The sequence below is a fragment of the Desulfofustis glycolicus DSM 9705 genome (assembly GCF_900130015.1).
In the GTDB taxonomy this organism is placed as follows: Bacteria; Desulfobacterota; Desulfobulbia; order Desulfobulbales; family Desulfocapsaceae; genus Desulfofustis; species Desulfofustis glycolicus.
Window position 1 is genome coordinate 1 of the sequence record NZ_FQXS01000024.1, and the last position, 12,804, is coordinate 12,804.

Annotated in this window: 11 protein-coding genes; 8 read left to right on the forward strand and 3 right to left on the reverse strand. The window is 59.0% G+C overall.

Annotated elements, in window-relative coordinates; genetic code table 11:
- The first annotated feature begins 759 nt into the window (after nucleotides 1-759).
- Both BUC26_RS16840 and BUC26_RS16845 read left to right on the forward strand, forming a co-directional pair.
- Complete coding sequence (locus BUC26_RS16840; RefSeq protein WP_073377874.1) at nucleotides 760-2,451, forward strand: hydantoinase/oxoprolinase family protein; 1,692 nt, start codon at nucleotides 760-762, stop codon at nucleotides 2,449-2,451.
- Between the two features lie 116 nt (nucleotides 2,452-2,567).
- Nucleotides 2,568-3,884 carry a histone deacetylase family protein gene (locus tag BUC26_RS16845; protein WP_073377875.1) on the forward strand — a complete coding sequence of 439 codons (1,317 nt, stop codon included), beginning with the start codon at nucleotides 2,568-2,570 and terminating at the stop codon, nucleotides 3,882-3,884.
- Between the two features lie 27 nt (nucleotides 3,885-3,911).
- Here the strand turns inward: BUC26_RS16845 and BUC26_RS16850 are convergent, their stop codons facing one another.
- From BUC26_RS16850 to BUC26_RS16860, 3 genes are read right to left on the reverse strand one after another with little or no spacing between them, the layout of a single operon-like run.
- On the reverse strand, nucleotides 3,912-4,757 hold the full coding sequence (locus BUC26_RS16850) for a DMT family transporter (RefSeq protein WP_208609821.1): 846 nt from the start codon (nucleotides 4,755-4,757) through the stop codon (nucleotides 3,912-3,914).
- A 21-nt stretch (nucleotides 4,758-4,778) separates the two neighbouring features.
- Nucleotides 4,779-5,735: a tRNA-dihydrouridine synthase family protein gene (locus BUC26_RS16855; RefSeq protein WP_244155883.1), complete on the reverse strand. Its 957-nt coding sequence runs from the start codon at nucleotides 5,733-5,735 to the stop codon at nucleotides 4,779-4,781.
- The gene (locus BUC26_RS16860) at nucleotides 5,732-7,027 is read right to left on the reverse strand and encodes a mechanosensitive ion channel family protein (protein ID WP_073377878.1); all 1,296 of its coding nucleotides are present in this window, start codon (nucleotides 7,025-7,027) and stop codon (nucleotides 5,732-5,734) included. Before BUC26_RS16860 ends, BUC26_RS16855 begins: the two co-directional genes overlap by 4 nt.
- A gap of 139 nt (nucleotides 7,028-7,166) precedes the next feature.
- On the opposite strand from BUC26_RS16860, the gene BUC26_RS16865 reads away from it, so the two are divergent.
- From BUC26_RS16865 to ruvB, 6 genes are read left to right on the forward strand one after another with little or no spacing between them, the layout of a single operon-like run.
- Nucleotides 7,167-8,705 carry a tRNA nucleotidyltransferase/poly(A) polymerase-related protein gene (locus tag BUC26_RS16865; RefSeq protein WP_143166053.1) on the forward strand — a complete coding sequence of 513 codons (1,539 nt, stop codon included), beginning with the start codon at nucleotides 7,167-7,169 and terminating at the stop codon, nucleotides 8,703-8,705.
- Between the two features lie 3 nt (nucleotides 8,706-8,708).
- Nucleotides 8,709-9,326, forward strand: a complete 618-nt coding sequence (locus BUC26_RS16870) for an SAM-dependent methyltransferase (protein ID WP_073377880.1) — start codon at nucleotides 8,709-8,711, stop codon at nucleotides 9,324-9,326.
- 59 nt (nucleotides 9,327-9,385) lie between these two features.
- Nucleotides 9,386-10,132 (forward strand): YebC/PmpR family DNA-binding transcriptional regulator, encoded by a 747-nt coding sequence (locus BUC26_RS16875; RefSeq protein ID WP_073377881.1) that lies wholly within the window; start codon nucleotides 9,386-9,388, stop codon nucleotides 10,130-10,132.
- A 34-nt stretch (nucleotides 10,133-10,166) separates the two neighbouring features.
- A complete protein-coding gene (gene ruvC, locus BUC26_RS16880) occupies nucleotides 10,167-10,640 on the forward strand; it encodes a crossover junction endodeoxyribonuclease RuvC (RefSeq protein ID WP_073377882.1) in 474 nt (157 codons plus the stop codon).
- A 15-nt stretch (nucleotides 10,641-10,655) separates the two neighbouring features.
- Nucleotides 10,656-11,282: a Holliday junction branch migration protein RuvA gene (gene ruvA, locus BUC26_RS16885; RefSeq protein ID WP_073377883.1), complete on the forward strand. Its 627-nt coding sequence runs from the start codon at nucleotides 10,656-10,658 to the stop codon at nucleotides 11,280-11,282.
- Entirely contained in the window at nucleotides 11,279-12,340 is a 1,062-nt protein-coding gene (gene ruvB / locus BUC26_RS16890; protein WP_073377885.1) for a Holliday junction branch migration DNA helicase RuvB, read from the forward strand. The genes ruvA and ruvB overlap by 4 nt, the downstream gene beginning before the upstream one ends.
- Nucleotides 12,341-12,804 lie beyond the last annotated feature (464 nt).

Genomic DNA, 12,804 nt, shown 5'->3' on the forward strand with positions numbered 1-12,804 from the left:
CGCTGATATCGTTACGATCCAGGAGTTGCTGGGCCACTCAGAAATAGAACTGACCATGCGCTACAGCCGACTGTCTAACCTAAAAACCCAGCATGATTACTACCGGGTTATGGAACGGCTGGAGACACAAAACGACGATACTCTGGCCGCAGAGGTTCCGCCCATCAGGAACTAGTTCCTGATGGGCCTCTGGTCAGAAAGACCTTGACGCGAGGACCAAAAGAGCACAATATATGAGCAACTAACACATCTATATCAATAGAAAAAACAGGATATGTTACGTATAGTTCCTGTATACCTATGGGGTAATGATCCTCCAATACCTAAAAGTAAAACAGGAATCTCAAACCAGAACTTACCCATGAACATCTTTACCTCAGGAGTGGAAGGGAGCACCTGAGGTAGTTCTTGTGAATTTTGAGATTTACTTGAGCTGAAGGCGTCAGGCTAAATTGAAATTCTCCCTCCGAAAGCGTCAGCTCAGATCACGATTTCCACAGATCAATCCATATGTTATAGCGCCGCTCACCATTACTCATCGTGACTTTCAGTCATATGGATTATCCGAAAGTCAGCTCTTCCGACCACGATGACGATTGTCATTGTTTGTTGAGACCCTCAGCTATGGAAGCCGGCTTGCGACACTGCCACCGGAATTGATCGATTGCATCAGCGTAATTGACAATCCGCAACGCTTCCGGTACGCTGTGACATCTTTTGCAGGCGACAGATCGTTACAATTCACAGCGGGGCACGCCCATGATCATTGGCCTGGATGTCGGTGGCACGCACAGCGACGCGGTTCTTTTCGACTCCCGGGGACTGGTACGTGATATCAAGGTACCGACCAACCCGGACAACCTCTACGAAACACTTCTTACGGCCTTTGACCTGCTGATGGAGGGGCAACGGCCCGAGGACGTCAAGCGGTTGGTACTGAGCACCACGCTGGCCACCAACATGGTGGTGCAGAACACGCTGCCGCCGGTGGCCATGATCGTGTCGGGAGGTCCGGGAATCGACCCCGAGCATTTTCGTGTCGGTGATCATTATTACGTGGTGCGCGGCGCCCTGGATCACGGTGGACGCGAGATCGAGCCGCTCGATGAGCAGCAGATCAAGGCCGTCGGTGAGCAGATCAGGGCCGCCGGTCTGCCCTACGTGGGTGTCGTCACCAAGTTTTCCGTACGCAACCCGGAGCATGAACTGCGCCTGGCCGAACTGCTCGCCCCCTATGTCGAGCGGGTCTTTATGGGGCACCCCTTGTCCGGTGTGCTCAGTTTTCCCCGACGCATCGCCACCACCTTTCTCAACGCCGCCGTCTATCCGGTGCACCGGGATTTCTTCACGGCGGTGCAGGAATCCCTGGCGCAAAAAGGGATTGTTGTGCCGATCCGGATTCTCAAGCCCGACGGCGGCAACATGAATATGGCAACGTCGCTTGATTATCCGGCCCAGACCATCCTGAGCGGGCCATCGGCCAGTGTCATGGGGGCAATCGCCTATGCCCGCGCGGACGAGAGTTGTCTGGTTCTCGATATCGGCGGCACGACCACCGATATGGCGATCATCCTCGATGGGGTGCCGGTGCTCGCCTCCGGGGGCATTGAAATCGGGCCATACAAGACCTTGATCCGCGCATTGCAGACTCGCTCCATCGGCATCGGCGGCGACAGCGTCGTTCGGGTCCGCGATTCTCAGATCAGTATCGGTCCGGATCGCCTCGGGCGGGCCATGGCCTACGGCGGGCCGCTGCCGACACCGACCGACGCCTTTTGTGTCCTCGGTCTGGCCGACGGCGGCGACCGATCTCGCTCGGTCCAGGGATTGACGCCGCTGGCCGCTGCTCTACAGCTGTCCGTCGAGGAGATTGCCGAATTGATTTTTACCACCGCCTGCCGGGAAATCTTGACCGCAGCGCGGAATATGGTGAGCGATATCAACAGTCGCCCGGTCTACACCGTGCACGAGATGCACGAGGGTATCCAGATTCAGCCGGACCGCATGCTCGTTCTCGGCGGGCCGGCGAGCCAGTTCGCTGAGCGGTTGACCACGCTGTTTCCCGGCGAGGTCATGCCGGTGCCGCACTGGCAGGTCGCCAATGCCATCGGCTGCGCGTTGGCGCGCACCACCTGCGAGGTGACGGTTTACGCCGATACGGCCCGCCAGGTGGTGACGGCCCAGGGTGAGGGCTATCATCAGAATATTCCTGCCAGCTTCGATCTCGGCAACATCCGGGAGATCGCTCTCGAGTTGGTACGGAAAAAGGCCCTGGCCCGCGGGGCCAATCCGGAGTTTGTCCAGACCGAGGTCGTTGAAGAGGCGCAATTCAACATGGTGCGCGGTTTTTATACGGTCGGCAAAAATATCCGGGTACGGGCCCAGGTCAAACCCGGATTGATCCACGGTTACGATCCGCAGACCGAAACGCTGAATCGTTCCGACTTGTAGCACTATAATCAGGCCTGCCTCTCCCGGTGTCGGTCATCGAGGAGGCAGGGCGGCAGGACCGCTCACGGCAGGAGCCGGTGCCTGCAGTCACCAATAACGTGCCAGGATCTCCAGTTATGCTTCGCGCCACCCACAAAACCGGACTCGTCTTTTTCCCGGCCTTCGACTGGGCCATCGATCCCACTCACCCGGAACGGGAAGAGCGTCTGCTCTATACCCAGGACCAGGTGTTCGAGGAGGGGTTACTCGATATCGACGGCATCGTCGAACTCAAGTCCGATCTGGTGAACATCAAGGATATTCAGCGTGTTCATTTCTGTGTGCCGGATCCCTGGGCGGTCATTACCGAGTCGCACCTGATCAGTGCCGGCGGGGCCAAGACCATCGGCATGGCGGTCATGGACGGCACCATCGAACGCGGTTTCGCGCTGGTACGGCCGCCGGGCCACCATGCCAACCGGGTGGTTCACGGGGCGCGGGGGTTCTGCAACATCAATATCGAAGCGATCATGATCGAATATCTTCGCCGGGCTTACGGGGTCGACCGGGTGGCGATCGTCGACACCGACTGCCACCACGGCGACGGTACCCAGGATATCTATTGGCACGACCCGGATACGCTGTTTATCTCCATCCACCAGGATGGTCGCACCCTTTACCCGGGAAGTGGCTTTCTCAACGATTTCGGCGGCCCCAATGCCGCCGGCACGACCATCAATCTGCCGCTGCCGCCGGAGACCTGCGACGAAGGGTTCCTCTACGCCATCGAGCACGCGGTATTGCCGATTCTCGAGGATTTTCAGCCGCAGTTGATCATCAATTCGGCGGGGCAGGACAATCACTATTCCGATCCGATCACCAATATGAATTTTTCCGCCCGCGGCTATGCCCGGTTGACGTCGATGCTCAAGGCGGATATCGCCGTTCTCGAAGGCGGCTACGCGATCGAAGGGGCGCTTCCCTACGTCAATGCCGGTATCATCATGGCCATGGCCGGTCTCGATTACAGTCACCTGCGCGAACCGGACTTCAACCCGGACCGGTTGCACCAGGATCCCGATGTGACCAGGGTGATAGAGAAGACCTGCAACTACGCGCTGGAGATCTGGAACAAACGGGCGGCCATCACCCATACGGTTCGGAAAAAGCCGGATTGCGGCGAACGGCGCCGCCAGATTTTCTACGATACCGACAACATTCTGGAAACACAGGAAGAGACTATCCGCATTTGTGATGACTGCGCCGGCGCCCTGCGGATCGACAGTATTTCCGACCGCGGCGTCCGCATGCTCGGGGTGACCATCCCGCGCAAGGCCTGCTCCCGTTGTATCGAGCAGGGGCACCAGTGGTATGAGAACGGTGATCGTAACCACTACCGCCACATCTTCCTGCAGGATCGTGTCACCGATCGCTATAGCGAGCGCAAGGACTGAGCGCAGGCTGCGTACCCTCCCGCCATTTCATATGATCTTGATGACCACGGCGCCGGCGGTTACCGTACAGATTGAGAGCACGCGCAACCAGGTGAGTCTCTCTCCCAGGCAGCAGACGGCGATGATCGCCGCGATGACCACAGATGTCTCGCGCAATGCGGCGACCAGGGCGATTGGCGCACGCATCATGGCCCACAAAACCAACCCGTAGGATGCCAGCGAGCACGCCCCGCCAACCAGCCCCCGTGCCCATTGTATTCGTGTCCGCCGCCAGCTTGCTATCCGGCCGAGTAGTGCCGACAAGACAATGAACACTGCTGCGGTGAGCAGAAACAACCAGCTGGTATAGGCCAGCGCATGGCCGGCCAGCCGCACGCCGTGGCCGTCAACCAGCGTATAGCAGACGATGATAGCGGCGGTGGCCAGTACTGGACCAACCGTCGCCCAGTCCAGCGATTTCGCTCGCCAGGCGTCGCCGGAGAGCAGCACTATCCCGCCGCAAATGCAGCCGATACCAAGCCAAGCCCCGACGGACGGCGACTCACCGTACAGCAAGGCCATTGCCAATGCCGTTATGACCGGGGCGATGCCGCGCATCATCGGATAAGAGAAACTGAGTTGACCGAAACGATAGCAAACGGCCAGCAAGACAAAATAGATTACGTGGAGCACCACCGACAGCGCCAGATAGTTCCAGCTTTCGCTCTGCGGTAGTGGGAGGAATGGTATCAGGAACAGCGTCCAGAACGCCGCTCCGACAACCAGAAGACAGGTGTCCTGAAGGTTGTGAGAGGAGGCGCGGATGAGTGCATTCCAGCTGGCGTGGAGCAAAGCCGCGAGCAACACGATGAGCAATACTTCCAGCGGCATCATTTTCTCCAGCGAAGGTGGCGGTTATTCTGCCGTGCCGACGATTGCTTGTACTGCTTCATGATAAGCGTGTTCGCTGGTTGCCCGGGTGATTTTCTTCAGGTGCCTGTGTGCTCCGGGAAACGCATCGATAAAATAGATCCAGATCTGTTTCAAGCGGCCGAGCAGGTGGCCCGGACCGCTCAGTCGATCCTTGAGGGCCAGGAACAGTTCGTCATGGAAAGCGGCCAGGGAGACCAGTCGCGCTGGACCGGAAGCAACCTCGCCTTTGATTTCCGCCGGTAGAAACGGGTTGGCGAGCAGACCGCGACCGATCATCCACCTTTCCACGGCGGGAAACCGCCCGGCGAGTTCGTGGAAGACCTGCCGGGAGGTGATATCGCCGTTGTAGGTCAGGCGATGACGGGTCAGGTAGCAGCAGCGGGCGAAGGCATCGGGATCGGTTTGGCCGCTATAGAGCTGGCTGCCGAGACGGGCGTGGATGGTGATCCCGGTCAGCGGGAAGGGGTCGAGCCGGGGGAGCAGTGCCAGCGATTCCCGAGCGTCATGGTAGCCCAGGCGCATCTTGATCGACAGGCACGGCTTCAGCTCCGGCAAGACCGCTTCCAGCAGCGCGACGATGGCGTCGGGGTAGGGCAGCAGCCCGGAACCGCGCCGTTTCTTGGCGACCATTCGCACCGGGCAGCCCAGATTCCAGTTGATATCCCGGTAGCCCAGTTCGAACAGGCGATTACCGAGGGCCAGAAAACCGGTTGCATCGGTATTGAGCAATTGCGGGGTGACCGGCAGAGAAGTATTGGCCTCCGGCTGCAGGTCGGCCAGCACCTTGTCGGCAAAGACGGCGGTGCTCTGCGGATTGATAAACGGGGCGACGGCCCCGTCGAGGCCGGAGAAGTGAGCGGCGTAGACTCGGCGGAACAGGGCGTCGGTGATGCCCTTGAGCGGGGCCATGATCAGTTCCGGTTGCAAAGACTCGCTCACGATGCGTGCTGGTCCGTTTGCACAGCGGAAAGCGCGGCCGGCCGGCCCCAGTGGCGCATATCGTGGCCGCTCGGGTTCTGGAAGACCAGCAGGTCGAATTGCGGCAGCGCGGCGAGCAGGTGATCAAAGATGTCGGCCTGGATCGCTTCGTAGTGAGCCCAGCGCTTGTCTTTGCTGAAGACGTAGATTTCCAGCGGCAGGCCGTGCTCGGTGGGAGCGAGGTGACGGACGAGAAAGGTCATCTCCTGGTTGACCTGTGGCAGACTTTTCAGGTAGGCGATGACATAGGCGCGAAATACGCCGATATTGGTTTGCCGGCGGCCGTTGATCGGCAGGGCCGGATCGTCCGGGAACGAGTGTTGCCGGTTGAATTCCTCAATGTCCTTGGCCTTGGCGCTGAGATAGTCTTTGAGTAAGTGAATTTTGGAGAAGCGTTCGAGCAGGTCGTGATCGCAGAAACGGATCGAGTTGATATCGATCATCAGCGCTCGTTTGATCCGCCGCCCCCCGGATTCGGCCATCCCCCGCCAGTTCTTGAAGGAGTTTGACACCAGTGCATAGGTGGGGATGGTGGTGATCGTCTTGTCCCAATTCTGGACGCGGATGGTGTGGATCGAAATACCAATCACGTCGCCGTCGGCGCCATAGGACGGCATTTCGACCCAATCCCCGATCCGCACCATGTCGGTGGCGGTCAGTTGTACCGATGCGACGAAGCCGACGATGGTGTCCCTGAACACCAGCATGGTTACCGCGGTCATACCGCCGAGCACCGAGATGATTCCCCACGGTGACATGCCGGAGAAAATCGAGATGACGAAAATCGCACCGAAGATATAGCTGGCGATCTTGGCCGCATCGACGAAGCCGTTGAGCACGTCGGCCCGTTTCATTTTCACCAGCCGGGCGATATCTCCAGCAGCCGACAGGACGGTGTTGATGCTGAGTACGCCGACCAGTACGAAAAAGACCAGGGTGGTACGCTTCAGGATCAGGTAGATGGCACTTCCTTCAGGCAGCAGCGCATCGATGGACAGATTCATCAGCAGCAGCGGTACGAACCAGCTGACAGTGTCAATCACCCGGTGATTGACCAGCACATCATCCCAGCGATGCCGGTTTCGCCTGATCCATCCCATGCTGATAGCCCGCAGGACCCGGCGCAGAACGATGGTGGCGATCATGATGATCAGCAGGATCAAGGATACACTGATGATCAGGGCGGCCGACTCGGCAAGCGTCGCTTCGAGGCCGAAGGCAAGCAGCTGTTGATAAAACCAATTGTCGGACATCTGGTCTCCGGCAAATCGTCTGAGAAACGGTGTGCAGATCGGGTGATTATGGTACCCTGATTTCCTGGGCAGCACGTTAGCGGCTACTATAGACAACTTCGGCGAGAAAAAAAAGGTGCGACAGAAGCAGCAGATATCGTTGGCAGCTTTGGCCCGGTTTTATCCGGATGGGTTGTTTGACCTGTTGCCGGAGATTGCCGGCTGCCGTGGACAGTGTGTCTACCTGGTTGGCGGGGTTCTGCGCGACTGGTTGCGCAGGGTCGCCGTGGTGCCGCCCGATCTCGATGTGGCCGTTCAGTGCGACGCCGCCGGATTTCTGCGGCGGTTGGCGCGACGGCTCGGCAGCGGCACGGTGGTGGTACTCGGCGATCCCGCCGATGATACCTGCCGACTGGTGTTGCCCGAGTTGGTTATCGATGCGGCCGGTTTCCGAGACGGGGCGACGGAGATAGCGAAGGATCTGGTCAAGCGCGATTTCACCATCAACGCCATGGCTGTCGACCTGGCGGCAAAGGACGGGCATGGTCAGGCGCCCCTGATCGACCCGCTCGGCGGCAAGCAGGATATCGAAAACGGTATCATCCGCTCCTGCCCGGGCGCTTTCGTCGCCGACCCACTGCGCTTGCTACGGGCCATCCGATTGGCCGCTGAGCTCGATTTTGTCATCGAGGACGAGACACTGGCCGAAATCGGCGCGGTCGCACACCTGATCACAAGCAGTGCCGCCGAACGGATCAATGCAGAATGGGAGCGGATCATGGCGACGCCGCGGGCGGCTTCGGCCTGCGCCGCCATGGATTCTTGTGGACTGCTGGCAGAGGTGGCCCCGGAATTGATGCATGGTGACGGGGTCGGTCAGCCGGCCTGTCACCATCTCGATGTGCTCGACCATAATATCGAAACGCTGCGGTGTCTGGAACGGGTCATCGATACACCGGCGGAGTTTTTTCCCGAATCGTCCGGCTCACTGGTCGATTATCTCGCCGAGCCGAGTCATCGGATGCAGCTCAAATGGGCGGCACTGTTTCACGATGTCGGTAAGCCGACGGCTAAGGCGCTGCGCCCCGACGCAGGCAGTTGTGAGCCGCGCATTACCTTTTACGGTCACGATGAACGGGGCGGGGAAATTTTTTTGCGCCGGGCCGAGCGGCTGCATTGGAACCGGCGGCGGGCCCAGCGGGTCGCCGAGTTGATCGCGATGCACATGCATCCGTTTCATCTCTGTAACGTTGCCCGGCGTGACGGCGAGGTGAGCCGCCGAGCCCTGCTGAAGATCTGTCGCCGGGCCGGTGACGATCTGGCCGGTTTGTTTGTCCTGGCCATGGCCGACACGCTGGCCGGGCAGGGCACGGATCGGCCGGCAACCATCGAGACAGAATTGGCCGGGCTGTACGCCCGGGTCGACCGTCTCTATCACGAGACCATCGCCCCGGTATTGAACGGACCGAAATTGTTGACCGGCAACGATCTGATTGCTACATTGCGCCTGGAGCCCGGGCCGTTGTTTCGTGAGCTGTTGGAAGGCGTTGAAACGGCGGTGGTTGAAGGAGTAGTGCACACCCGGGAGGAGGCGCTTGGCTGGGTCGATCGTTATCTTGCCGAGCGGGAACATGAGATGTCCGGGCGAACCGGGGCGCGTTCCGGACCCGAGCGGACCCGGTCCGGGCACAAGGGATGAACCGTGCGAAAAGTCAGGGATTACTATTTTCAGAAGGCCAAGAAGGATCGGTATCCGGCACGGTCTATCTATAAACTGGAAGAGGTGCAGAAAAAGTACCGGCTGCTCAGGCCAGGCGACAGCGTCCTTGATCTCGGCTGCCACCCGGGCAGCTGGTCGCTCTATGCGTCCGAGGTGGTTGGTCCGAAAGGGGTCGTCGTCGGTATCGACCTGCAGGAGACGGCCATCGCAGCTCGACCCGGCGGCGCTGCTATTCACTGGTTCTGCGGTGATATCGCCGACCCGGAGCAGATCTCCCGGATCCGCCGGATCCGGCCGGCGTTCAAGGTGCTCCTGTCCGATATCGCCCCGCGGACGACGGGCAATCGCTGGACCGATCACCAGCAGTCGATGCGTTTGGCCGAGCAAACACTGCATCTTGCCGGGCAGCTGCTCCATGAAAAGGGGCACTATCTGTGCAAACTGTTTCAGGGAGAGGAAACGGTATCTTTTATCGCTACGCTGAAGGAGCAGTTTTCCCTGGTCAAGGTGATCAAGCCGAACAGTTCCCGTAAGGAAAGCCGCGAACTATTCGTCCTCGGCATGGAGTACCGGAAGACGGTGGACCCGCAACAGCGGTAAGACACGGCGGCCCGACAACGGGTCGGCCGGGCAGAATAAACAACATTACAGGAAGGTATATGTCAGGACATTCGAAATGGTCGACCATCAAGCGGAAAAAAGGTGCCATCGATGCCAAGCGCGGCAAAATATTCTCTAAACTTATCAAAGAGATAACCGTTGCCGCCAGGCAGGGGGCGGACCCGGATGGCAATCCTCGGCTACGGGCAGCCATCGCCGCTGCCAAGTCCGAAAACATGCCGAAAGACAATATCTCCCGTGCCATCGACAAGGGGTCGGGCGGTGGCGACGGGGTCGTCTACGAAGAGATCCTCTATGAAGGCTACGGGCCGGGCGGCGTGGCGGTATTGGTCGAGTGCATGACCGACAACCGCAACCGGACGGTGGCTGATGTTCGCCATTACTTCGCCAAAAGCAACGGCAATCTCGGTGAGAACGGCTGCGTTGCCTGGATGTTCGATAAAAAAGGCCAGATCCTGGTGGACAAGTCGTCAATAGCAGAAGAAGAGTTGATGGATAAAGCGCTGGAGGCGGGTGCCGAGGATGTCGTCGAAGAAGAGAACGAATTTCAGGTGTTAACCGATGTCGAATCGTTCAACGACGTGTGCGAGGCCTTGGAGCAGCAAGGGGTCTCTTTTCTTGAGGCGTCGATCTCGATGATTCCGAAAAACACGGTGGAGGTGAACGAGGAAAATATCGCTGTAGCCCTTCTGAAGTTGCTGGAAAATCTCGAGGATCATGACGACGTCCAGAAAGTGCACGCCAACTTCGACATCGATGCCGTGTTGATGGAGAAACTGTCCTGACCCGGTTTGTCCGGACCAGCGACAACCGGTCGGCATGGAGCGGATACTCGGCATCGACCCCGGTTCGCGCACGACCGGTTACGGGGTGATCGTCTCGGACCGGGGCCGGATCGGCTTCATTGCCTGCGGGGTGATCAAGGCCTCGCCGCAGCTGCCGTTCGCCCATCGACTCAACCAGATTTTCGACGGGGTCAACGAGGTGATACAAATCCACAGTCCGACGGCGGCGGCCATCGAAGACGTCTTCCTGGCGACCAATCCGCGGTCCGCCCTGAAGCTCGGCCAGGCCCGCGGGGCGGCGGTGGTTGCGGCGATGCAGAACGGCTTGCAGGTCTACGATTATAGCCCGAAATTGATCAAGCAGGGTGTTGCCGGTTACGGCCAGGCCGCCAAGGCCCAGGTCCAGCATATGGTCCGTGTCCTGCTCGGGCTGCCGTCCATGCCAAGTACCGATGCCGCCGACGCCCTTGCCGTGGCGATCTGCCACGCCAACCAGTTCCGTCTCTGAGACGGGAGGATAGAGATGATTGCAGCGCTTGCCGGCAAGGTAGTGGTGAAAAAGAAGGACCGGGTTATTATCGATGTCCACGGCGTCGGCTACGAGGTCTTTCTCACCGCCGACGCCCTGTCCCGGCTACCGGACAAGGGGGAGGAGACCTTTCTCCATGTCCATATGCAGGTCCGTGACGATGCCATCGTCCTGTTCGGTTTTCCCGGGGCGGAAGACAAAGAGCTGTTTCTGGCGCTCATTTCCGTATCCGGGGTCGGGCCTAAACTGGGACTGGCGGTGCTGGCCGGGCTGCCGCTCGACGAGTTGTGTCGCAGCATCGGTACCGGTGACGTGAAGCGGCTGACCACTCTGCCGGGCGTCGGCAAAAAGACTGCCGAGCGGATCTGCATGGAACTCAAGGACAAGGTCGGTCACCTGGCGTCCGCCGGAGACTTCCACCCGGCCGATGGCGGCACGACCGATGGACCGGGAACGTCTTCGGTGGTAATGGATGTCCTCTCGGCCCTGACGAATCTCGGCTACAGCGACCCGACCTGCCGGCAGGCGTTGACCAGGGTCAAGCAGCGGGTCGGCAATGAGGCGTTTTATGAGTTGTCCCTCGAGGAATTGCTCAGAGAATGCCTGAGGAGCCTGGCATGAATTTCGAAGAAGAATTGTTCGGCGACGATCGTCTCGTCGATCCGGCGCCCATCGGTCGGGATCACAGCAACGACAACGATCTCAGGCCGAAACGGTTGGCCGAATATATCGGCCAGCAGCAGGTGCGGGCCAGTCTCGAGGTGTTCATCAAGGCCGCCCGCATGCGCGGCGAACCCCTCGATCATGTCCTGTTCCACGGATTTCCCGGCCTCGGGAAGACGACACTGTCCTATATCATCGCCAACGAGATGGGCACGGGCATCAAGGTGACCTCAGGACCGGTGATCGAACGGCAGGGTGATCTGGCCGCCATCCTGACCAGCCTTCAGGAGGGCGATGTTCTGTTCATCGACGAGATTCACCGCCTCAATCATGTCGTTGAAGAGATCCTCTACCCGGCCATGGAAGACTTTCAACTGGATCTGATCATCGGTCAGGGGCCGGGAGCCCGTTCGATCAAAATGGACCTGCCGCGCTTCACGCTGGTCGGCGCGACCACACGTACCGGACTGCTGACGCCGCCGTTGCGCGATCGTTTCGGCGTGATGTTGCGGCTCGAATTCTATGCCCCGGAGGAACTGGTGACCATCGTCAAGCGTTCGGCCCGGATTCTCGGTGTCGATATCGATGACGAAGGTGCCCTGGAACTCGGTCGCCGCTCCCGGGGCACACCGAGAATCGCCAATCGTTTGCTGCGACGGGTTCGCGATTATGCCGAGGTCGGTAACCATCGGGTCGTCGATCGGCGGGTTGCCGACGGTGCCTTGAACCTGCTCAATGTCGATCGTTTCGGTTTGGACGACATGGATCGGCGTATCATGTTGACCATCATTGACAAGTTTCAGGGCGGGCCGATCGGCTTGGAGACCCTGGCCACTGTCGTTTGTGAGGAAAAAAACACGCTCGAGGACGTCTATGAGCCATTCCTCATCCAGTCCGGATTCCTCGCCCGGACGCCCCGTGGGCGGATTGCAACCATTACCGCCTATGAGCATTTCGGTCGTAAGCCACCCGGGTCGGCGCGAATGCAACCATCCTTGTTCGACCAGGACGAATAGAAGAGAGCACCGTGAATCGGTCGAGTAAGCGACTCGCTCGGACCGGATCTGAACACCGATTTCCAGCCGCCCCTGCCTGACAAAAACAAGCACTTGTCGCTCATCGGCGACCACCTCTCTGCCAGGCGCCACATAGCCGTTGTCGAGTCGCGCTTCCCTCTGATAGCCACTTTTAACCACCAGCTCTTATTTCCGGACATTTTGGCCATTTTTCTGCTGATCATAAAATAGTATATTATATCAGCCACATAGATTGATATTCTGAAGCATTTTAAAGTCAGGCTTTGGCGCGCAGATATGTGCTGTTACTACTGTATATGGTGTCATCGTTGATGTGGCGCGACTATATGTAGTAGGTATTAAAGAATTGAGTAAGGGCGCTAGAGTCTTGAAGTTCCTTGTCTTTTTCCTTGACTTCAATCTGGTTGATAGTATAAATGACAGAAAGTGGTAAAAAGTGGATG

Coding starts and splice junctions, on each gene's coding strand:
- BUC26_RS16875 (WP_073377881.1), top strand. CDS start 9,386: ATGTCAGGACATTCGAAATGGTCGACCATCAAGCGGAAAAAAGGTGCC.
- ruvC (WP_073377882.1), top strand. CDS start 10,167: ATGGAGCGGATACTCGGCATCGACCCCGGTTCGCGCACGACCGGTTAC.
- ruvB (WP_073377885.1), top strand. CDS start 11,279: ATGAATTTCGAAGAAGAATTGTTCGGCGACGATCGTCTCGTCGATCCG.
- ruvA (WP_073377883.1), top strand. CDS start 10,656: ATGATTGCAGCGCTTGCCGGCAAGGTAGTGGTGAAAAAGAAGGACCGG.
- BUC26_RS16850 (WP_208609821.1), bottom strand. CDS start 4,757: ATGATGCCGCTGGAAGTATTGCTCATCGTGTTGCTCGCGGCTTTGCTC.
- BUC26_RS16860 (WP_073377878.1), bottom strand. CDS start 7,027: ATGTCCGACAATTGGTTTTATCAACAGCTGCTTGCCTTCGGCCTCGAA.
- BUC26_RS16845 (WP_073377875.1), top strand. CDS start 2,568: ATGCTTCGCGCCACCCACAAAACCGGACTCGTCTTTTTCCCGGCCTTC.
- BUC26_RS16840 (WP_073377874.1), top strand. CDS start 760: ATGATCATTGGCCTGGATGTCGGTGGCACGCACAGCGACGCGGTTCTT.